At 74.5% G+C, this 20,633-nt stretch carries 17 protein-coding genes; 13 read left to right on the top strand and 4 right to left on the bottom strand.

Going from position 1 to position 20,633, the window contains the following annotated elements:
* Window positions 1-15: 15 nt before the first annotated feature.
* The 3 genes from B1H29_RS24100 to B1H29_RS24090 form a co-directional block, all read right to left on the bottom strand.
* Entirely contained in the window at window positions 16-297 is a 282-nt protein-coding gene (locus tag B1H29_RS24100; RefSeq protein ID WP_055416951.1) for a hypothetical protein, read from the bottom strand.
* A 94-nt stretch (window positions 298-391) separates the two neighbouring features.
* Window positions 392-2,494, bottom strand: coding sequence for a 4-alpha-glucanotransferase (gene malQ, locus B1H29_RS24095; RefSeq protein ID WP_055416952.1), 2,103 nt, complete (start codon window positions 2,492-2,494; stop codon window positions 392-394).
* A 10-nt stretch (window positions 2,495-2,504) separates the two neighbouring features.
* Window positions 2,505-2,810 (bottom strand): hypothetical protein, encoded by a 306-nt coding sequence (locus B1H29_RS24090; protein WP_055416953.1) that lies wholly within the window; start codon window positions 2,808-2,810, stop codon window positions 2,505-2,507.
* A gap of 362 nt (window positions 2,811-3,172) precedes the next feature.
* On the opposite strand from B1H29_RS24090, the gene B1H29_RS24085 reads away from it, so the two are divergent.
* The 5 genes from B1H29_RS24085 to B1H29_RS24065 all read left to right on the top strand — a co-directional run bounded on the left by B1H29_RS24085 (window position 3,173) and on the right by B1H29_RS24065 (window position 9,735).
* A complete protein-coding gene (locus B1H29_RS24085; protein ID WP_055417730.1) occupies window positions 3,173-6,250 on the top strand; it encodes a beta-N-acetylglucosaminidase domain-containing protein in 3,078 nt (1,025 codons plus the stop codon).
* A gap of 78 nt (window positions 6,251-6,328) precedes the next feature.
* Window positions 6,329-6,862 (top strand): PadR family transcriptional regulator, encoded by a 534-nt coding sequence (locus tag B1H29_RS24080; RefSeq protein WP_055416954.1) that lies wholly within the window; start codon window positions 6,329-6,331, stop codon window positions 6,860-6,862.
* Window positions 6,859-7,566, top strand: a complete 708-nt coding sequence (locus B1H29_RS24075) for an ABC transporter ATP-binding protein (RefSeq protein ID WP_055416955.1) — start codon at window positions 6,859-6,861, stop codon at window positions 7,564-7,566. Before B1H29_RS24080 ends, B1H29_RS24075 begins: the two co-directional genes overlap by 4 nt.
* Window positions 7,563-8,924 carry an ABC transporter permease gene (locus B1H29_RS24070; RefSeq protein ID WP_055416956.1) on the top strand — a complete coding sequence of 454 codons (1,362 nt, stop codon included), beginning with the start codon at window positions 7,563-7,565 and terminating at the stop codon, window positions 8,922-8,924. Before B1H29_RS24075 ends, B1H29_RS24070 begins: the two co-directional genes overlap by 4 nt.
* A 226-nt stretch (window positions 8,925-9,150) precedes the next feature.
* Window positions 9,151-9,735, top strand: a complete 585-nt coding sequence (locus B1H29_RS24065) for a Uma2 family endonuclease (RefSeq protein WP_055416957.1) — start codon at window positions 9,151-9,153, stop codon at window positions 9,733-9,735.
* 36 nt (window positions 9,736-9,771) lie between these two features.
* On the opposite strand, the gene B1H29_RS24060 is transcribed toward B1H29_RS24065, so the two are convergent.
* Window positions 9,772-10,308: an HNH endonuclease gene (locus B1H29_RS24060; RefSeq protein WP_019325428.1), complete on the bottom strand. Its 537-nt coding sequence runs from the start codon at window positions 10,306-10,308 to the stop codon at window positions 9,772-9,774.
* A 340-nt stretch (window positions 10,309-10,648) separates the two neighbouring features.
* Here B1H29_RS24060 and B1H29_RS24055 point away from each other — a divergent pair, with 340 nt between their 5' ends.
* The 8 genes from B1H29_RS24055 to B1H29_RS24020 all read left to right on the top strand — a co-directional run bounded on the left by B1H29_RS24055 (window position 10,649) and on the right by B1H29_RS24020 (window position 20,619).
* Entirely contained in the window at window positions 10,649-11,743 is a 1,095-nt protein-coding gene (locus B1H29_RS24055) for a mechanosensitive ion channel family protein (RefSeq protein WP_055416958.1), read from the top strand.
* Between the two features lie 217 nt (window positions 11,744-11,960).
* Window positions 11,961-13,172, top strand: coding sequence for an ROK family transcriptional regulator (locus B1H29_RS24050; RefSeq protein ID WP_055416959.1), 1,212 nt, complete (start codon window positions 11,961-11,963; stop codon window positions 13,170-13,172).
* A 54-nt stretch (window positions 13,173-13,226) separates the two neighbouring features.
* A complete protein-coding gene (locus B1H29_RS24045; RefSeq protein WP_079160426.1) occupies window positions 13,227-14,102 on the top strand; it encodes a carbohydrate ABC transporter permease in 876 nt (291 codons plus the stop codon).
* Between the two features lie 7 nt (window positions 14,103-14,109).
* Window positions 14,110-15,375 (top strand): 6-phospho-beta-glucosidase, encoded by a 1,266-nt coding sequence (locus B1H29_RS24040; protein WP_055416960.1) that lies wholly within the window; start codon window positions 14,110-14,112, stop codon window positions 15,373-15,375.
* Window positions 15,366-16,337, top strand: coding sequence for an N-acetylglucosamine kinase (locus B1H29_RS24035; RefSeq protein WP_055416961.1), 972 nt, complete (start codon window positions 15,366-15,368; stop codon window positions 16,335-16,337). Before B1H29_RS24040 ends, B1H29_RS24035 begins: the two co-directional genes overlap by 10 nt.
* Before the next feature lie 292 nt (window positions 16,338-16,629).
* Window positions 16,630-18,117, top strand: a complete 1,488-nt coding sequence (locus tag B1H29_RS24030) for a hypothetical protein (protein ID WP_107095226.1) — start codon at window positions 16,630-16,632, stop codon at window positions 18,115-18,117.
* A gap of 59 nt (window positions 18,118-18,176) precedes the next feature.
* Window positions 18,177-19,226, top strand: a complete 1,050-nt coding sequence (locus tag B1H29_RS24025; protein WP_055416962.1) for a glutamate ABC transporter substrate-binding protein — start codon at window positions 18,177-18,179, stop codon at window positions 19,224-19,226.
* A gap of 58 nt (window positions 19,227-19,284) precedes the next feature.
* Window positions 19,285-20,619, top strand: coding sequence for a hypothetical protein (locus tag B1H29_RS24020; protein ID WP_055416963.1), 1,335 nt, complete (start codon window positions 19,285-19,287; stop codon window positions 20,617-20,619).
* Window positions 20,620-20,633 lie beyond the last annotated feature (14 nt).

Below are 20,633 nucleotides of genomic sequence, written 5' to 3'. Positions count from 1 at the left end.
CGGGCTTGCGACCCGTCAGGCCTTGGCGTCGGCCTTGGGCCGGGTCTTGATGTTGCGGGAGGTCACGCGGTGCTCCTCCTTGGACCTGTCCAGGACCATGACCAGGACCGCGATGACCGCGAACAGCGCGATCGGGGCCACGACGTAGAGGCCCAGCGTCTCGACGACGCTCAGGCCCGGACCGGGGTCGTCGCCGTCGTCGCGGGTCAGCGCGAGCGCGGGGGACGACATGAGCAGCATCATCAGCGTCGTACCGGCTGCCAGGGCGCCGGCGCGCAGGGCGTTCTTCTTGTCCACGGTGCAAAGTTAGCGAACGGCCGGAAGGGCCGCGCGCCCGGGGTGCCGTACGAGGTGCCGTACGGGGTCCGCGAGCGGCCTCCCGGCGGGCGGCTCAGTCGCCGGCGCGGTCCCGTACGACGTCGAACAGGGCGTGCAGCCGGGGCGAGGCGGCCAGGTCCTCCAGGGTCACGGGGCGGCCCTCGGCGTCGGCGACGGGCAGGCGCCAGTTCGGGTACTGGTCCCAGGTGCCGGGCAGGTTCTGCGGGCGGCGGTCGCCGACGGCGTCCGGGAGCCAGACGCCCGCCATGCGGGCGGGGGTGCGCAGCAGGAAGCGGTGGACGGCCTGGATGCCGGCCTCCTCGGAGGGGGCGCCGGTGTCGCCGCCGGTGCCGTGCAGCAGGCCGAGCCGGGCCAGTACGTCCAGCCATTCCGCGATGTCCGCCGCCGCTTCGGCCCGCTCCTCCTCCAGCGGGCGGGCGAGCAGGCCGAGGCGGTCGCGCAGTTCGACGTGTTCGCCGGTGAGGCGGGCGGCGGTGGGCGGCAGGTCGTGGGTGGTGGCGGTGGCCAGGCAGTCGGCGCGCCACCGCTCGGGCGGCAGCGGGCGGCCGTCGCCCGCCCAGTCGCGCTCGAACCACAGCACCGACGTGCCGAGCACCCCGCGTTCGCGCAGCGCCTCGCGCACGCCGGGCTCCACGGTGCCCAGGTCCTCGCCGATCACCACGGCGCCGGCCCGGGTGGCCTCCAGGACGAGGACGGCGAGCATCGCCTCGGCGTCGTAGCGGACGTAGGTGCCCTCGGTGGGCGGGTGCCCCTCGGGGACCCACCAGAGCCGGAACAGACCCATGACGTGGTCGATGCGCAGGGCTCCGGCGTAGCGGAACAGGCCCCGCAGCAGGCGCCGGAACGGCGCGTAGCCACCGGCGGCCAGGCGGTCGGGGCGCCAGGGCGGCAGGCCCCAGTCCTGGCCCCGCGCGTTGAAGGCGTCCGGCGGCGCGCCCACCGACATGCCGGCGGCGAAGTACTCCTGCTGCGCCCAGGAGTCGGCGCCTCGCGGGTGCACGCCCACGGCGAGGTCGTGCACGATCCCGACCGGCATGCCGGCCTCGCGGGCGGCGCGCTGGGCGTCGGTGAGCTGGGTGTCCGTGAGCCAGGTGAGGCGGGAGTGGAAGTCGACGCGGTCCATCAGCTCGCCGCGGGCCCGCTCGGTGTCGGCCGAGCGGGGATCGCGCAGGCCCTCGGGCCAGCGGTGCCAGTCGGAGCCGTGGACCTCGGCGAGCGCGCACCAGGTGGCGTGGTCCTCCAGGGCGGTGCCCTGTTCGGCGAGGTAGTCGCAGTAGGCGGCACGGCGGCCGGGTCCGAGGGGGACCTCGCGGAGCAGTTCGAGGGCCTCGCGCTTGAGCTCCCACACGGCGTCCCGGTCGATCAGGGCGTCCTCGCCCAGCACGGCCTCGCGCAGCCGTCCGCCCTGTTCCCGCAGCGCCCGGGCGCGCTCGTGGTCGGTGACGTACGCGAACTCGGGCACGTCCTCGATCCTCAGGTGGACGGGGTCGGGGAAGCGGCGCGAGGAGGGCCGGTACGGGGAGGGGTCGGCGGGGGCGCCGGGCACGGCCGCGTGCAGCGGGTTGACCTGGACGAACCCGGCGCCGAGGGCGCGTCCGGCCCAGGTGGCCAGTTCGCCGAGGTCGCCGAGGTCGCCCATGCCCCAGGAGCGGCGGGAGAGGAGCGAGTAGAGCTGGACGAGGAGGCCGTAGGAGCGTCCCGCGGGGACGGGCAGCCGGGCGGGGGCGACGATCAGGTGGGCCCGGGCGGTCCGGCCGTCGGGCGCGGTGGCCGTCAGCCGGTGGACGCCGGGCGGCAGTTGTCCGGCGCCCTCGCGGGTCTCGCCCCGCTCGGTGTCGACGCGCAGCCGGGTGCCCTCGGGCAGCGCCGTCAGGGCGGCCGGTGGCGCGCCGCCGCTCCAGGCGACCACGGTGGGCGGCAGCAGGCGTTCGCGCAGCACGCACTCGCGGGCGGCGAGCGCGGCGCGGACGGCCTGCGGCGTGCCCGTGTCCACACCGAGAGCGGCCAGTGCCAGGGTGACGGCGGTGGCCGAGGCCGCGACGGTGCGGTCCGGGGACGGGCGGTAGGAGGTGGCGACGCCGTGCAGGTCGGCGAGCCGGGTCAGGTCCTCGGAAAGGTCCTCGGCGGGTGGCTCGGCCGGCCGGTCTGCTGGCATCGGTGGACCTCTACGACCTCGTGGGTTCCGGGACGGCGAAGGAGGGGCCGCCCTGCTCCGGCACGTCCGCCGTGAGTTCGGGCGAGGACTCGCTGGTCAGCGGAACGGCGTCGGCGAACGGCGACTCGCTGGTGAGGGGCTCGGCGTCGGGCAGCGGCGGCTCGCTGGTGAGCGGGGCCTCGGCACAGCTTCCGGTGGCGCCGAAGACGCAGTAGTGCGGGGTGTCGGAGGCGGCGGAGGGCTCCGCCCAAGGGGTGGACGGCTCCGCCACGGGTTTGGACGGGGCCGGGAGCAGAAGCGGTGCGAGTGCAGCCACGGGGGTCTCCTTCGTGAGGCTTTGTGGATCGTCGTCGAGCGTCGCCGGGCCCTGTCGAGCTTCGCCGACGTTCGCCGAGCACGCTTTTGGCGGGTCACGGCAGCCCTACCCAGTCCGCGCGAGGACAGACGCCCCAACACCGACAACGTGCTCCTGGTCACACTCCTCTCCCGAGAACTCGCTCCGAATTCGGGCAAAACAGTCACCTAACCCATTCGGCGATCACGCAAACCGGTCACCAGGGCGAGTGTCGTTGACACGTTCACCACACGGGTGGTGGGCTCACTCGTGACACAGACGTGACCCGGACGTGACCCAGGCGGACGCGGACGCCGGGCGACCACCGGGAGGGACCCGTGCCCGTGCAGCCGCGGCGCAGGAGGAGGGCGGCCGCACTCGCCATCGCCGTCCTGGCCGGAACGCTGGGTCCCGTCGGCGCCCTGGCGGCGGCGCCCGTCGCGCTGGCCGTTCCCGGCCCGGGTGCGGGGGCGGATTCGGCGCCTCCCGGCCGGGAGGGCGGCGGCGACGTGGCGCTCTGGCCGCGCCCGCAGTCCCTCCGGGCGAACGGCGCCCCGGTGCCGGTCACCGACGAGGTCGCACTGATCACCGACGCGGCGGCGGACCCGTACGCCGTCGAGGCCCTGGACGCGCTGCTGCGGAAGGCGGGCGCGCGCCGGATCACGACCCCGGCGGCCGGCGAGCGCCCGCCCGCGGGGGCGCTGGTGGTGCGCGCGACGACGGAGGAACCCCAGGGCGGCTCCCGGCAGGACCCGCAGGCGGGCGGTTCCCCGGACGGGCCCGCACCGGCGGGCGGCTCCCCGGACGGGCTGCCCTCCGGCGGGTACCGACTGAACGTCGGCCGCGGGGCCGTCACCCTCGCCGGGGCCGGCCCGGACGGGCTGTTCCACGCCGTGCAGACGCTGCGGCAGTTGGTGCGGCCGGACGACGGGACCCTGGCGGCGGTGGTGGTCCGGGACTGGCCCGGCACCGCCGTGCGCGGCATCGCGGAGGGTTTCTACGGCACCCCCTGGACGCACCGGGAACGCCTGTCGCAGTTGGACTTCCTGGGCCGCACGAAGCAGAACCGCTACCTCTACGCCCCCGGTGACGACCTCCACCGGCAGGCCCGCTGGCGCGAGCCCTACCCGGACGGGCAGCGGGCGCGCTTCCGGGAGCTGGCCGAGCGGGCCCGCCGCAACCACGTCGGGCTCGCCTGGGCGGTGTCGCCGGGCCAGGCGATGTGCTTCTCCTCGGACACGGACGCGCGGGCGCTGGCACGCAAGCTGGACGGGATGCGGGAGCTGGGCTTCAGCGCCTTCCAGCTCCAGTTCCAGGACGTCAGCTACAGCGAGTGGCACTGCGACGCCGACGCGGATCGGTTCGGGTCGGGACCCGCGGCGGCGGCGCGGGCGCAGGCCCACGTGGCGAACGCGGTGGCCAGGCACCTCGCCGGGCGCCACCCGGACGGCACCCCCGAGCTGACGGTGATGCCGACCGAGTACTACCAGGACGGGACGACCGCCTACCGCCGTGCGCTGGCCGGCGCCTTGGACCGGCGGGTCCGGGTGGCGTGGACCGGCGTGGGCGTGGTGCCCCGGACCATCACGGGACGCGAACTGGCGAAGGCCCGGGAGGTGTTCGGGCACCCCCTCGTCACCGTGGACAACTACCCGGTCAACGACTACGCCCCCGGCCGTCTCTTCCTGGGCCCCTACCAGGGCCGTGAACCGGCGGTCGCCACCGGATCGGCGGCGCTCCTCGCCAACGCGATGGAGCAGCCGACGGCGTCCCGCATCCCGCTGTTCACCAGCGCCGACTACGCCTGGAACCCGCGCGCCTACCGCCCCGGGGAGTCCTGGCGGGCCGCCATCGACGACCTCGCCGCCGACGGTGGCCGCCAAGAGCGGGAGGCGCTCACGGCGCTGGCCGGCAACGACGCGTCCTCGGTCCTCGGCACCGAGGAGTCGGCGTACCTGCGACCGCTGATCGAGGCGTTCTGGGACGAGCGCGCCACGGGCCGCGACACGGCGGCGAAGCGGCTGCGCGAGGAGTTCGGGGTACTGCGCGGGCTGCCGGACCGGCTCCCCGGCGACGGGCGCGCCACCGGCCTCGCCGCCGAGGTCGCCCCCTGGTCCGAGCAGTTGGCCCGCTACGGCGAGGCCGGCACGGCCGCACTCGACATGCTGCGCGCCCAGCGCACCGGTGACCCGGCGGCGGCCTGGACGGCGTACCGGGACCTCGGTGCGCTGCGCGAGCGGCTGGGCTCGGCCCGGGCGACGGTCGGCGAGGGCGTGCTGGAGCCCTTCCTGCGGCGGGCGCAGAAGGCGTACGAGGCGTGGGCGGGCCTGGACCACGAGCCGGCCGGAAGCACGGCCGGCGCGGACGACGGCCGTACGCTGCGCTTCCCGCGCGCCCGTCCCCTGGCGACGGTGACGGTCCTGGCGGACCCCGGCACACGCGGGGAGGTCGAGATCCGCGTCCCCGGCGGTGACTGGCGGCGGATCGGCACGCTGGACGCGAGCGGCGCCACGGAACTGACCGTGCGCCAGGACGCCGGAGCGGTCCGCGTCAGCGGCCCGGACGCCGCCCGGGTACGGCACCTGGTGCCGTGGTTCGACGACACGGCGGACGCGTCGCTGGAACTGCCGGAGGAGAAGACGGACTCGGACACGGAGCCGGGCGCGGAGCCGGGCGCGGAGCCGGGCGCGGAGCCGGGCGCGGAGCCGGCCCCGGAGCGGGATACGGAGGGGGACGCGGGCACGAGAACAGCGACGGACGCGGAGATCGGCGGCACCGAGCGGCTGACGGCCCGGCTCGGCTCCCTGCGGCCCGCGGACGTCCGCGGCACGCTCACGGCGAAGGCGCCCGAGGGCGTGGAGGTCCGGGTGCCCGAGGGCCCGCTGACCCTGCCCCGCGGCCAGGAGGTGGACGTCCCGGTGGAGGTGGAGGTGGCACCGGACACGCCGGCCCGGTCGTACGACGTCCGGCTCGCGTTCGGCGGCACGACCCGCACGCTCACCGTCCGCGCCTTCCCGCGCACCGGCGGCCCCGACCTGGCCCGCACCGGCACGGCACGCTCCTCGGCCGACGAGACGCCGGACTTCCCGGCGTCGGCGGCCAACGACGGCGACCCCGCGACGCGCTGGTCGTCCCCGGCCGACGACGGCGCCTGGTGGCAGGTGGAGCTGGCGCGGCCGGTGCGGCTCGGGCAGGTCGTGCTGCGCTGGCAGGACGCGTACCCGTCCGCGTACCGGATCCAGGTCTCGGCGGACGGCCGCACCTGGCGGACGGCGGCGTCGGTGCGGGACGGGCGGGGCGGCCGGGAGGCCCTCCGGATGGACGAGAAGGACGTGCGGTACGTACGCGTGCAAGGCGAGAAGCGGGCCACGCGGTACGGGTACTCGCTGTGGTCGGTGGAGGCGTACGCGGTCGAGAAATGAACGACGGCACCGGCCGCCACCGGGGAATCCCCGTCCGGCTATTCACTCAGTACATGTACTTGGTGAATACTGATCACCATGAGCACCCGTCACATCCTCCTGGGGCTGCTCGCTTCGGGGCCGAGCCATGGCTACGACCTGAAGCGGCGCCACGACGAACGCTTCCCCCAGGCCCGTCCGCTGGCCTACGGGCAGGTCTACACGACCCTGCAACGCCTGGTCCGGGACGGTCTCGCGGAGGTCGACGGCACCGCGTCGGACGGCGGCCCCGAGCGGACCGCGTACCGCGCGACGGACGGGGGCGCGCGTGAACTGGCACGGTGGGCGGGCGAGATCGCCCCGCCCGCGCCGTTCGTGACGAACGAGATCTTCGCCAAGGTCGTCGTCTCGATCCTCACCGGCGGCGACGCGGGCGCCTATCTGCTGGCCCAGCGCGCCGCCCACATGGGGCGGATGCGGGAGCTCACGGCGGTCAAGACGGCCCCGGGCACGGATCTGACGACCGTGCTCTCGGCCGACTACGCCCTCAACCACCTGGACGCCGACCTTCGTTGGATGACCACCACGGCGGCCCGGCTCACCACCCTGACCGCGGAGGTCTGCGCAGCATGACGAACGGGGACACGAACGGGACCACGGCGGGGCCGCTGCTCGCGGCCCACGACCTGGTGAAGTCCCACGGCAGGACGGAGGCCCTGCGCGGCGCCCGTGTCGAACTGCGCGCCGGCGAGATCCTCGCCGTCAGCGGGGCCAGCGGCAGCGGTAAGTCGACGCTGCTGCACTGCCTGGCCGGGATCGTCCGGCCGGACGCCGGTTCGGTGACGTACGGCGGGGAGCGGCTGGACCACCTGCCGGAGAAGCGGCTGAGCGAGCTGCGCCGCACCGACTTCGGGGTGGTCTTCCAGTTCGGGCAGCTCATCCCGGAGCTGACGGCGCTGGACAACGTGGCGCTGCCGCTGATGCTGGCCGGCACCGGCCGCACCGAGGCGCGGGCGCGGGCCGGGGAGTGGCTGGAGCGGTTCGGGGTGCGTGGGCAGGAGGAGTCGCGGCCGGGGGAGATGAGCGGCGGGCAGGCGCAACGGGCGGCGCTGGCCCGCGCGCTGGTCACCGGGCCCAAGGTGGTCTTCGCGGACGAGCCGACCGGGGCGCTGGACTCGCTGGCGGGCGAGCAGGTGATGACGGCACTCGCGCGCACGGCCCGGGAGTCGGGCACGGCGGTGCTGCTGGTCACGCATGACGCCCAGGTGGCGGCGTACGCGGACCGCGAGGTCCAGCTCCGGGACGGTGCCGTGGCGCCGCTGGAGGTGACGGCGTGAGCACGGTGGCTTCGGACGTCCGGCTGGCCCGGCAGCTCGTGCGCGGGTCGGACCGGCGGGAGTGGTGGCGGATCACGCTGACGGCGGCGGGCGCGGCGCTGGCGACGGGTTTCGCGCTGGCCGCCGTCACGCTCGCGTCCCTGCGGGGAGGCCTGACCGTCTCCGTCGGCCACGGCCTGCTGGACGAGCCCGGCACCCGGGCCGGAGTGATCGTCACTCTGCTGATGCTGCTGGTCCCGGTGCTGGGCTTCCTCGGCCAGTGCGCCCGGATCGGCGCCGTCCACCGCGACCGGCGGCTGGCCGGGCTGCGGCTCGCCGGGGCGACCCCCTGGCAGGTGCGGCGGATCGCGGCGCTGGAGACCGGGCTCGCGTGTCTGGCGGGCTCGGCGGTGGTCAGCGTCTTCTCGGTGCTGCTCCTGCTGCGCCTGTGGAGCCGGCCGACCGCGCTGACCTGGGCGGGCATCGCACTGGTCGCCGTGGGGATGCCGGTGCTGGGCGCGGTGGCGGGGGCGCTGGCGCTGCGCCGGGTGGTGGCGTCGCCGCTGGGCTGGGTTCGCCGGGCACGGCCGACGACGGGGCGCGGGCCGGGGCTGCTCTTCCTGGCCGCGCTGCTGCTGGTGGCGGTGATGGCGCCGCTCGCCGTGGCCACGACCGGCTCGGGTACGGGCGGACGGGACTACCGGCAGGGCCCGCTGACCGTGTTCGCCCTGGTCATCGCGGTCGGCGCCGGTGCGGTGTGGCTGTCCGGGGCGATGGCGCGGCTCACCGGGCGGCTACTCGCCGGCCGGGCCCGGACCGCGGCGCCGCTGATCGCGGCGGAACGGCTGCGCGCCGACCCGTGGGCCCCGGCCCGCACGCACGCCGCCGTCCTGCTGGTGACGGTCGCCGGTACGGCCTTCCTGTGCGTCCGGCACGCGATGCTCACCGAGCTGCACTCCCGAACGGAGCACCTCGGCGCCGACCTGGAGTACTACACCACCGGCCTCGACCTGACCGGCGCCGCCGTCCTCGTCGCCCTCGCGATCACCCTCTCCGGCCTGGCCGTGGGCACCGCCGAGTCTCTGACCACCCGCCGCCGGGCCCTGGCCGCCCAGGTCGCGGCGGGCGTGCCGCGCACGGTCCTGAACCGCGCCCTGCTGCTGGAAACCGCCGTCCCGCTCGCGCCCGCCCTGCTGCTGGCCGGTGCCGGGGGCCTGGCGATCGGCGTCTGGTACTCCGCCCTCAGCAGCGACGGCTCGATCCCGTGGACGGCCCTGCTGGTCGCACCCGCGGTGTACGCGTCCTGCCTGCTGGCGGCGGCGACGGCGCTGCCACTGCTGGGCCGCTCGGTACGGCCGGGGGAGCTGCGGTACGCGTGACGGCGACTGATGGCCCGGGGCGAACGGCCGCCCCGCCCGCGCCCGGTCGCGGACGTCGACGAGCGGTCCGGGCGGGGACTTGTTCCGGTCGGGGCGCCGACCGGCCGGTGGGGACGGGAGCCGCGGAGCGCCGACAAGACGTGTACGCCGAGTGGGATGCCCCGCCTGACATGCCGGATTTCCCCTACTCTGAGCATGCGGACCCCCGCAGATCCGGAGGAGCCCTGTGACCGTGACCGCCGACAGGCCTCAGATGCTCGTCACCGAGTTCGAGGAACTCGCCCGCCACGCCGACCGGAGCATAGAAGGCGCGCGGCTCGAGTTCATCAACGGACACCTTGGGGGAAAGGCCGAGCCCGACGGCGATCACGGACGCGTCGTCCAGTGGCTGACGCGCATCTGCACGCAGCACCGGCCCGACCTGTGGCTGGATCCCACACAGGGACTCATGGTCGAGGCGTACCGGGGGGGCCGCGCCCGGCCGGACGGCTCCCTGGCCCCGGCGGAGGCCTTCGTCGGCCAGGGCGAATGGGCCGACCCCACCCCCGTCCTCATGGTCGTCGAGGTCACCTCGTACGACTCCGACACCGACCGGCGCGACCGCGTCGACAAGCCCCGGGCCTACGCCGGAACCGGCATCCCGGTGTACCTCCTCATCGACCGGGACACCTGCGAGGTCAAGGTGCACAGCCGGCCGGACGGCGGACGGTACGAGACCGTGCAGACGCTGCCCTTCGGCAAGGAGGTCGTCCTGCCCGAGCCGGTCGGGATCACGCTGGACACCGAGCCGCTGAAGAACTGGGTGCGCTGAGCGGCCCGGCGCCAGGGTGTGCGAAGGCCCGGACCGTCAGGCGGAAATGCCGTCGATCCGGGCCATGGCGTCCTCCGCGCCGTACGGCTGCAAGTACGGCAGCCAGCGGGGATCCCTGTGGCCCGTGCCGATGATGCGCCAGGCCAGGCCGGTGGGCGGGGCGGGTTTGTGACGCAGGCGCCAGCCGATCTCACCGAGGTGCCGGTCGGCCTTGACGTGGTTGCAGCGGCGGCAGGACGCCACCACGTTGTCCCACGCGTGCAGGCCCCCGCGGCTGCGCGGGATGACGTGGTCGACGCTGGTGGCGACGGCGCCGCAGTACATGCAGCGGCCTCCGTCGCGGGCGAAGAGCGCCCGGCGGGTGAGCGGGACGGGCCCTCGGTAGGGAACCCGCACGAACCGCTTGAGCCGGACCACGCTGGGTGCGGGCACGGTGACGGTCGCGCTGTGCAGATAGGCGCCGGACTCCTCAAGGCACACGGCCTTGTTCTCGAGGACGAGGACGAGCGCGCGGCGGAGCGGTACGACGCCGAGTGGCTCGTACGACGCGTTGAGAACCAGGACATGCGGCACGGATGCCTCCTTGTACGCCGGCGGCGCGTGGCTCGCGCCGGGACGATCCGTAGTCAGTCTCCCCTCATGCCTGGTGGAAGCGCCACCATGTCCCGGTAACGGGCTGGAAGTGTTTTCGACCACACGCGATGCTTCCCCGGGACCGTGACCTGTTCAAGCGCGCGTGAGCGCCGTCTCTTCCGCCCGTTTCGGGCCGATCCGGGTCCGGTGCCCCGTTAGTGTGGTGCCTCTGCCCGTCCGGTGACCTTTCCGTGACCTCTGGCCGGAGCGCGGGCCGCGTCCTGGACCGGCCCCGCACCGGAGCCCAGAGGACGGGCCGTCGCACCTGGAGGTATCCGCCGTGTCCCTGTCCGACGCCGTCCTGGCGGCTGCCGGTTCGTCGCCGTCCCCGTCGCCGTCCCCGACGGCCCCGGTGGTGCCCTCGCTCCAGGACGCCCAGAAGAGCGCGACGAACGCCGCCGGCTGGGTCGAGGAGAACTGGTCGACGTGGCTCGCGATCGGGCTGCGGGTGCTGCTGATCGTGGTGATTGCGGTGGTGCTCCGGGCGGTGGTGCGGCGGTCGATCACCAAGCTGGTGGACCGGATGAACCGCAGGGCCGGGACGGGCGCCAGTACCGCGCTGAGCGGCCTGCTGGTCAACGCCGAGCGGCGCCGGCAGCGCTCGGAGGCCATCGGCTCCGTACTGCGCTCGGTGGCCAGCTTCCTCGTCCTCGGCACCGCGGCCCTGATGGTCCTCGGCACCTTCCAGATCAACCTGGCCCCGCTGCTCGCGTCCGCCGGTGTCGCGGGCGTCGCGATCGGCTTCGGCGCCCGCAACCTGGTCACCGACTTCCTCTCCGGCGTCTTCATGATCCTGGAGGACCAGTACGGCGTCGGCGACAGCATCGACGCGGGCGTAGCCTCCGGCGAGGTCATCGAGGTCGGGCTGCGGGTGACCAAGCTGCGCGGCGACAACGGCGAGATCTGGTACGTCCGCAACGGCGAGGTCAAGCGGATCGGCAACCTCTCCCAGGGCTGGTCGACGGCCGGCGTGGACGTGACCGTCCGCTCCGACGAGGACCTGGACAAGGTGAAGCGGACCATCGCCGCCGTCGGCGAGCGGATGAGCAAGGAGGAGCCCTGGAACGAGATGCTCTGGGGCCCGATCGAGGTGCTCGGCCTGGACTCCGTGCTGCTCGACTCCATGGTGGTGCGGGTGTCCGCCAAGACCATGCCCGGCAAGTCCCTCACCGTCGAGCGCGAACTGCGCTGGCGCGTCAAACGGGCCTTCGACGCCGCCGACATCCAGATCGTCGGCGGCCCCGAGGTCCCGGGCCAGACGACCGGGGCGCCCGACCCGACGGCGGGCGTGGCGGCCCCGTCGGCGTACGCGAGCACCGTGTCGCCGCAGTCCATCGCGGCGTCCCCGATCCCGCCGACGAGCACCACCAAGTAGCGGGCCCCGCGCTCCTCGCGCCCCCGAGGTGACGACCGCGTCGCCTCGGGGGCCTTCTCTTGACGGCCACTCCCCGGCGGCCCTACGTTTCTCAGCCAACAGAAAACTTTCCTAACAGACCTCCTGACAGGCTTCTCCCGCGGCCTGCGGGCGGTCGGTGGACTTCCCCCACCGCACACTGAAAAGCTGAGCGGCCGAGAGGCAGGTGTGGACACGCATGGCAGGAACCGCCGGCACGCCGGGCACCCCGCGCGTCCTGCGCGCCATGAACGACCGGGCCGCCCTGGACCTCCTGCTGGAGCACGGGCCGCTGTCCCGCACCCGGATCGGCAAGCTCACCGGCCTGTCGAAGCCGACCGCCTCCCAGTTGCTGGCCCGCCTGGAGGCGGCGGGGCTCGTGCTGGCCGGCGGCACCACGGAGGGCCGGCCGGGCCCGGGCGCCCAGTTGTACGAGGTCAATCCGGCCGCCGCCCACGCCGCCGGACTCGACGTCACCCCGGACCGCGTCCTCGCCGCGGTCGCCGACATCACCGGGCGCACGGTCGGCCGGTTCGAGCTGCCCACCCCGGGCCGGCGCGCCGCCGCCCCCGTCGTCCGGCAGGTCACCGACGCCCTCGACGGCGCGGTCAAGGCGGCCGGACTCGTCCGGGACGACGTCCACCGCCTCGTCATCGGCACCCCGGGCGCCTTCGACCCGGGCACCGGACGGCTGCGCTACGCCTCCCACCTGCCCGGCTGGCACTCCCCGGCCCTCCTCGGCGAACTCGCCGCCGCCCTGCCGATGCCGGTGGAGTACGAGAACGACGTGAACCTCGCCGCCGTGGCCGAGCAGCGCCTCGGCGCGGCCCGGGGCCACGAGGACTTCGTCCTGCTGTGGAACCAGGAGGGCCTGGGCGCCGCCCTGGTCCTCGGCGGCCGGCTGCACCGCGGCTGGACCGGCGGCGCGGGCGAGGTCGGGTTCCTGCCGGTGCCGGGCGCCCCGCTGGTCCGCAAGGTCAGCCGTACGGGCAGCGGCGGCTTCCAGGAGCTGGCCGGCTCCCAGGCCCTGCCGCAACTGGCCCGGGACCTCGGCGTCACCTCCGTACCCACCGGCGTGTACCACGAGGCCGCCGCCGCCCTCGTCGCCCGGGCGGCGCGGGCCGAGGACGACCCGCACCGCCGGCTGCTCCGGACGTACGCCACCCGCCTGGCCACCGGTCTCGCCTCCCTCGTCTCCGTACTGGACCCCGAGCTGGTGGTCCTGAGCGGCACCTCGCTCACCGCGGGTGGTGAGGCGCTGCGCACCCTGGTCCAGGACGAGCTGGAGGAGCTGGCCGCGTCCAGGCCCCGGCTCGTCGTCGGTGACGTGACCGAGCATCCCGTACTGCGCGGCGCGCTGGAGAGCGCGCTGGCGACCACCCGCGACGAGGTCTTCGACACCTCGCGCTGAAGCACCCCGCTCCCGCTCCCCTCCTTCCCACCTCCGCCATCAGGGAGATCCGTCATGCGCGGAATATCGAGAAAAGCGGCCCTCGCGGTCGCCGCCTCCGTCTCCCTCACCCTCCTCGTCGGCGCCTGCACCGGTCAGTCCGGCACCGGCGCCACGGACGACCCTGACGCCGAGACGACCATCACCTTCTGGCACGGCTGGAGCGCGCCCGCCGAGGTGAAGGTCACCCGGGACCTGTGGCCGCACACCTGGGAGTGGGGCAACTACCGCACGGTCCTGGACACGCCCGGCTTCCTCACCTGGTGGAAGAACACGCTGCTCTACGCGGGGCTCGGCACCGCCCTGACCGTCGCCTCCTCGATCCCCGTGGCGTACGCGCTGGCCAAGTTCCGCTTCCGGGGCCGGCACCTGTCCCTGATGCTGGTGATCTCGATGATGATGCTGCCCCCGCAGGTGGTCATCATCCCGATGTACCTGTTCTGGGCGAAGCAGCTCGACCTGTCGGGCACGCTCTGGCCGCTGATCATCCCGATGGCCTTCGGCGACGCGTTCTCCATCTTCCTGCTGCGGCAGTTCCTGCTGACCATTCCGGACGAGTACCTGGACGCGGCGAAGGTGGACGGCTGCGGGGAACTGCGCACCCTGCTGCGGGTCGTCCTGCCGATGGCGAAGCCGGGCATCGCGGCCGTGGCCCTCTTCCAGTTCTTCTACGCCTGGAACGACTACTTCGGCCCGCAGATATACGCCTCCGAGAACCCCGGCGCCTGGACCCTGTCCTACGGCCTGGAGTCCTTCAAGGGCGCCCACCACACCGACTGGAACCTCACCATGGCCGCGACCGTGCTGGTCATGGCCCCCGTGATCCTCGTGTTCTTCTTCGCGCAGAAGGCGTTCGTCGAGGGCGTCACGCTGACTGGAGTAAAGGGTTGATGACTGCATGAAACTCACCGTGGTCGGCGGCGGTTCGACCTACACGCCCGAACTCGTCGACGGCTTCGCCCGGTTGCGGGACACCCTGCCGGTCGAGGAACTGGTCCTCGTCGATCCGGCGGCGGACCGGCTGGACCTGGTGGGCGGCCTCGCCCGCCGCATCTTCGCCCGGCAGGGACACGCCGGCCGGATCGTCACCACCTCCGACCTGGACGCGGCCGTGGACGGCGCCGACGCCGTACTGCTCCAGCTCCGCGTCGGCGGTCAGGCGGCCCGCGAGCGGGACGAGACCTGGCCGCTGGAGTGCGGCTGCGTCGGCCAGGAGACGACCGGCGCGGGCGGCCTGGCCAAGGCGCTGCGCACCGTGCCGGTGGTATTGGACATCGCCGATCGGGTCCGCCGGGCCAACCCGGACGCCTGGATCATCGACTTCACCAACCCGGTCGGCATCGTGACCCGCGCCCTGCTCCGGGCCGGGCACCGGGCGGTCGGCCTGTGCAACGTGGCGATCGGGCTGCAGCGCAAGTTCGCCGCGCTGCTCGGGGTGGCGCCCGCCGACGTCCACCTGGACCACGTGGGCCTCAACCACCTCACCTGGGAGACCGGCGTCCGCCTCGGCGGCCCCGAGGCGGAGGACGTCCTGCCCCGGCTGCTGGCCGAGCACGGGGACACGGTCGCCGCCGACCTCCGCCTGCCCCGGCCCCTCCTGGACCGCCTGGGCGTCGTCCCCTCCTACTACCTGCGCTACTACTACGCGCACGACGAGGTCGTCGACGAGCTGCGCACCAAGCCGTCCCGGGCCGCCGAGGTGGCGGAGATGGAGCGGCAACTGCTTCAGATGTACGGCGATCCGGCCCTGGACGAGAAGCCCGCCCTGCTGGCGCGGCGGGGCGGCGCCTACTACTCGGAGGCGGCCGTGGACCTGGCCGCCGCCCTGCTCGGCGGCTCGGGCTCCCCGTACCAGGTGGTGAACACGTACAACCGGGGCACACTGCCCTTCCTGCCCGACGACGCGGTGATCGAGGTGCCGGCCGCGGTGGGCCCGAAGGGGGCCGCTCCGCTGCCGGTGGCGGCCGTGGACCCGTTGTACGCGGGACTGATGGCGAACGTGACGGCGTACGAGGACCTGGCCCTGGACGCGGCCCTGCGCGGCGGCCGGGAACGGGTGTTCCGCGCCCTGCTCGCCCACCCCCTGGTCGGCCAGTACGCGTACGCCGAGCGGCTCACCGACCGGCTGGTCGCGCACAACCGGGAGCACCTGGCGTGGGCCTGACCGCGAGCCTGCTCGCCGTCGACGCGGGCAACAGCAAGACCGACGTGGCGGTCGTGACCGGTGACGGGGAGGTCCTCGCCACGGCCCGCGGCGGCGCCTTCCGGCCGCCCGCGGTGGGCGTCGAGCGGGCCGTGGACGCCCTCGGGGAGGCGGTGGCGCGGGCCTTCGCGGCGGCGGGCGTCAGCTCCGTCGAGCACGTCTCGGCGTGTCTGGCCAACGCCGACCTGCCGGTGGAGGAGGAGCAGTTGGCCGCCGCGCTCCACGCGCGCGGGTGGGGTGCGAGTACGGAGGTGCGCAACGACACGTTCGCCGTCCTGCGGGCGGGCGTCGACGAGCCGCGCGGCGTAGCCGTCGTGTGCGGGGCCGGCGTCAACTGCGTCGGCATGCGTCCCGACGGCCGCACCGCCCGCTTCCCCGCCATCGGACGTCTCTCCGGCGACTGGGGCGGCGGCTGGGGGCTGGCCGAGGAGGCGCTGTGGCACGCGGCGCGGGCGGAGGACGGGCGCGGGGAGCCTACGGAACTGGCCCGTGCCCTGCCCGCCCACTTCGGGCTCGGCACGATGTACGCCCTGATCGAGGCCCTGCACCTGCGGCGCGTCGAGGCCGTCCGGCGCCACGAGCTGGCCCCCGTGCTGTTCGCCACGGCGGCCGGCGGCGACCCGGTCGCGCGGTCGATCGTGGACCGGCAGGCGGACGAGGTGGTGGCCATGGCCACGGTCGCGCTGACCCGGCTGGACCTGCTGGCGGAGCAGACCCCGGTCCTGCTGGGCGGCAGCGTCCTGGCGGCGCGGCATCCGCACCTCGACGACCGGATACGGGAGCTGCTGGCGGCCCGGGCCCCCGAGGCCGTGCCGCGGGTGGTGACGGAACGGCCCGTGCTGGGCGCGGTGCTGCTGGGCCTCGACCGGGCGGGGGCGGCGCCCGGGGCCCACGCGCGGGTGCGGGCGCACTTCGCCGGCTGAGGTGCCGTGAGGTCCGGCCCCGGAAGTCCGGACTCCGGGAACCGAACCGGTTCCGGTGGCGTATTCATGGGCAGGGGTGGTGCGTTGCACCGGATCGGGACGCCGGACCGGAGGGACCGGGTCGGCACACCGGTTCGGAACACCGGATCCATGCGGTGGGTCCGGACAGCGGGTCCCGGCACCGGTTCGTGGCACCGGGTCTTGGCGTCGGGTCCTGGCACCGGGCCTCGGATCAAGATCGGGTGAAGGCCGGTGCGAATGCCGGTGCGGGCAGCGATACTTGCGGCGACGGATGACCAGGGGGAGGTCAGCAGTGACTCAACCGCCGAAGGGCAGCGCGGCGCCACCGCCGGGCACGGGCTCGCCCACCCTGCCCGCCGTACCGCCGCAGGCCGGACCGGTGCCCCGGCGGCGGCCGGGCGGCGCCCCCGCCGGGCCGCCGCCCTCGGAGCCCCGCCGCACCGCGTTCGCCGAGGGCCTGGACCGGCTGCGCGCGGCGGCCGTCACCGAGCCCGGGCGGCTGCGGATCATCGGCGCGCTGCTCGCCGCGCTCGTCGTCGCCTTCGGCACCGTCACCGCCTGGCAGATGAACGCGCGGTCCCAGGCCGCCGACGACGTGCTGCACCGCAGCCAGCCGCTCACCTCGGAGGCGGCCGACATCTACCGCTCCCTCGCCGACGCCAACACCGCGGCCTCCAGCGGGTTCCTGGCCGGCGGCCAGGAGACCGAGGCGTCCCGGGACCGGTACGAGAAGGGCGTCCGCACGGCCGCCGAAGGGCTCGTGAAGGCCGCCGCCGACTCCGACGCCGACTCCTCCTCCACGGCGACGATCACCAAGCTCAACCGTCTCCTGCCCGAGTACAAGGGCCTCGTCGAGCGCGCCCGCACCTACAACCGCCAGGGCTTCCCGGTCGGCGGCGCCTATCTGCGCTACGCCAACGAGAAGATGCAGAAGGAGATGCTCCCGGCGGCGGAGGACCTCTACAAGACGGAGAACAGGCGACTGCGCGCCGACTACGCGGACGCCAGGCCCTACCCCTGGGCCGCGCTGGCCCTCGGCGTCCTCGCGCTCGCCGCCCTCGCCTGGGCGCAGCACCGCAACTACCGGCGCACCAACCGGGTACTGAACCACGGCCTGGTCGCCGCCACGGCCGCCGCCACGGTCGTCCTGCTCTGGCTGGTCGTCGGCCACAGCGTCGCGCGGTCGAACCTGGGCGACTCCTACGACCACGGCGTGCGCTCGCTGAACGTGCTGCACGACGCGCGCATCGCCTCCCTCAAGGCCCGGGGCAACGAGAACCTCACGCTGGTGGCGCGCGGCGCGGAGACCACGAAGGTCGGCGACGAGACGTTCGACGCCTACGACTTCGAGTTCGAGAAGAACATGGACGCACTCGGCAAGGGCCTGGCCCAGGCGGCCCGGCTCGCCGACGACGAGGCGGGCGAGCGGCCGGTCGCGGCGGCGAACGGCGACATGGCGGAGTGGAAGAAGCGCCACTCGGCGGCCCGCGAGCAGGACGCGAACGGCAACTACCAGCAGGCGCTGGACCTGGTGATCGGCGGCGGGGACAGCGGGGTGGAGCCCACGGTCGAGTGCTTCGACGGCGTCGACTCCTCGCTGGCCGCCGCCCTCGCCCACGAGGAGCGGGAGTTCGAGCGGGCGGCGGGTGACGGCCTGGACGCGATGGGCTACCTGCCGCAGGGCGCCGGCGTCCTCGCCGGGCTCGGCGCGGCCGGCGCTCTGCTGGGTATCGGCCGCAGGCTCTCGGAGTACCGGTGAGGCGGGGCGCCGAACCGGCTGACGGGTGGGGAGGAGTACCCGTGGAAGGAGGAGCGAGGATGCGTGCACGACGACTGCGGGCCGGCCTGAGGGGCTGGGGCGGGGTGGGGGCGATGGCCGTCGCCTGCGTCCTCGCCGTGCTCTTCGCCCTGCTCCTGCCGGTGGTCCGCTCGCACGGCGAGGACGGCGGCACGGGGACCGGCGGCGGCCACGGCGTCGCCCACGGCAGCCGGGCGCGCGCCGCCGAGGAGTGCACGGACCCGGAGAAGCAGACCCTGTCCCCGGACGACGCCGACGGCCCCACCATCGACGAGATCCAGAGCCGCGAGGGCGAGAAGCGCCAACTGGTCGTCGGCGTCGACCAGAACAGCTACCGCTGGGGCTACCGCGACCCGAACAACGGCGGCGACGCCGAGCTGGCGGGCTTCGACATCGACCTGGTGCACCGCATCGCCGAGGACATCCTCGGCGACCCGGACGCCGTGCAGTTCAAGGCGATCCCCACCGACCAGCGCATCCCCGCGATCCAGGACGGCCGGGTCGACATGGTGGTCCGCACGATGACCATCAACTGCGACCGCCTGGAGGACGTCGCCTTCTCCGCGCCCTACTTCAGGACCGGCCAGCAGGTGCTGGCGCCCAAGTCCTCGGACATCACCGGCTACGACGGCACGCTGGCCGGCCGGGAGATCTGCACGGCGGCGGGTTCGACGGCGCTGAGCACCCTCGAACAGGACCAGTCGGACGGCGAACTGGCCGCCGACGCCGACCTCGGCACCACCGTGCCCAACCAACTGGACTGCCTGGTGCGGCTCCAGCTCGGCGAGGTCGACGCGGTCGTCACCGACGGCGCGCTCGCCGCGAGCCAGGCCGCACAGGACCCCACGGTCGAACTGAAGGGCGACGCCTTCACCACCGAGTACTACGGCGTGGCGATGAAGAAGGACGCCGACGATCTGGTACGCCGGGTCAACCAGATCCTCGTGGAGTGGCGCGCGGACAAGGCCGGGGGGTGGCAGCACTCGTACGACGAGTGGCTGTCGGAGACGATGGACGACGCGGCGAAGTCGGAGCCACCGAGCCCGCCGCAGTATCTGCGCACGAGCTGAAGGACCGCCGCACCGCAGGGAACGAGCACTACAAGTCCGCGACAGCGAGGGGTGATCGATGGGCGACACGGGACCCACCGGGCCGGTCATGGACCGGGACGAGGTGGACCGTGCGCTGGCGCGGCTCGGCGCGGAGCACGAGGCCGTCGAGACCTCGCTCCTCGCCCTCCAGGACCACGCGGGCCGCAGACTCCTCGAAGGCGCCGAGCTCACGGGCGTGACCGGCGAGCGCTGGGCAGCGGCGGAGGCGTCGATCACGCTGCTGTGGACGTACTTCGACGCGTACACGGGCGCGCTGCGCACGGCCCGGGAGATCCGCTCCCGGCGCCGCTGGTCCAGCCGCGAGGACCTGGCCGAGCTGACCGAGCTGCTGCGCGGCGAGGCCGTCACGGTGGCCGGCGGCGCCACCGCCACGGCCGGCGCGCCCACTCTGAACGGCGGACCGGGCCGGCTCAGCGAGCGCTATTCGCTGGCGGCGCTGGTGGACCGGATGAACCAGCTCTACGCGGCCTCCCTCGACATGGTGGTCGCCGCCGACGCGGTGTGGTCGGCGCTGCCCGCGCGGATCGATTTACTCGCCGCCGAACTCCAGCGCACCCGCCGCCTCGCGCACTCCGTGGGCGTCCGCCCCGGCGAGCACCCGGCCGGTGACGACCTGGAGCGGATCACCCGCACCCTGACGAAGCTGCGCGAGCGGGTGGTGTCCGACCCGCTCGCCTTCTGGCTGCCCGCCGAGGGCAGTTCGGCGCCGGGCGGCGGCCGGCCGGACACCACGGTGTACGACCGGGAGGCGCGCGCCCTGGAGGACGTGCGCCGCGAGATCGACGCCGTGCTGGCGGTGCGCCAGGACGCGGAGCAGCGGATCGTGCGGCTACGGGACGTGCTCTCCCGCGCGGACCGTACGCTCGCCGAGGCCCGCACCGCACGCGGCGAGGTGCTGGCGAAGATCGCCGCGACGGAGGTGCCGGTCGTCAGCGGACCGCCCACCGTGCTGCAGGAGCAGCTCGCGGCGGCCGCCGAGTACCGCAGACACGCTCAGTGGCACCGCCTGTCCCCGCTCCTGGAGTCGCTGGAGGAGAAGGCGGAGGACGAACTGCTGCGGGCCCGCGAGTCGCTGACGGCGGTCACCGCGCCACTCGCGGTCCGCGCGGAGCTGCGCGGCCGGCTCGACGCGTACAAGGCGAAAATGGCCCGGCTCGGCTTCGCCGAGGATCCCGAGCTGGTCGAGAAGTACGAGAAGGCGCGCCGCATGCTGTGGAGCGCGCCCTGCGATCTGCGCGTCGCCGAGCAGGCGGTGCTGCGCTACCAGCACGCGGCGGCCGCCCTGCTCGGCTCCGCCCCGCGTGTGCCCGGTCAGGGCGGGCCGGTGGACCGCACGGGGCCCGGCGCATGAGCGACGAGGGGGAG

This window comes from Streptomyces pactum, assembly GCF_002005225.1.
Classification (GTDB): Bacteria; Actinomycetota; Actinomycetes; order Streptomycetales; family Streptomycetaceae; genus Streptomyces; species Streptomyces pactum_A.
The sequence above is the reverse complement of the archived record's forward strand: the minus strand, read 5'-3'. Positions and strand labels throughout refer to the sequence as shown.

Bases quoted from the DNA above. Each gene is read 5' to 3' on its own strand.
- B1H29_RS24030 (WP_107095226.1), top strand. From the start codon at position 16,630: ATGACCAGGGGGAGGTCAGCAGTGACTCAACCGCCGAAGGGCAGCGCG.
- B1H29_RS24080 (WP_055416954.1), top strand. From the start codon at position 6,329: ATGAGCACCCGTCACATCCTCCTGGGGCTGCTCGCTTCGGGGCCGAGC.
- B1H29_RS24020 (WP_055416963.1), top strand. From the start codon at position 19,285: ATGGGCGACACGGGACCCACCGGGCCGGTCATGGACCGGGACGAGGTG.
- B1H29_RS24050 (WP_055416959.1), top strand. From the start codon at position 11,961: ATGGCAGGAACCGCCGGCACGCCGGGCACCCCGCGCGTCCTGCGCGCC.
- B1H29_RS24025 (WP_055416962.1), top strand. From the start codon at position 18,177: ATGCGTGCACGACGACTGCGGGCCGGCCTGAGGGGCTGGGGCGGGGTG.
- B1H29_RS24075 (WP_055416955.1), top strand. From the start codon at position 6,859: ATGACGAACGGGGACACGAACGGGACCACGGCGGGGCCGCTGCTCGCG.
- malQ (WP_055416952.1), bottom strand. From the start codon at position 2,494: ATGCCAGCAGACCGGCCGGCCGAGCCACCCGCCGAGGACCTTTCCGAG.
- B1H29_RS24045 (WP_079160426.1), top strand. From the start codon at position 13,227: ATGCGCGGAATATCGAGAAAAGCGGCCCTCGCGGTCGCCGCCTCCGTC.
- B1H29_RS24040 (WP_055416960.1), top strand. From the start codon at position 14,110: ATGAAACTCACCGTGGTCGGCGGCGGTTCGACCTACACGCCCGAACTC.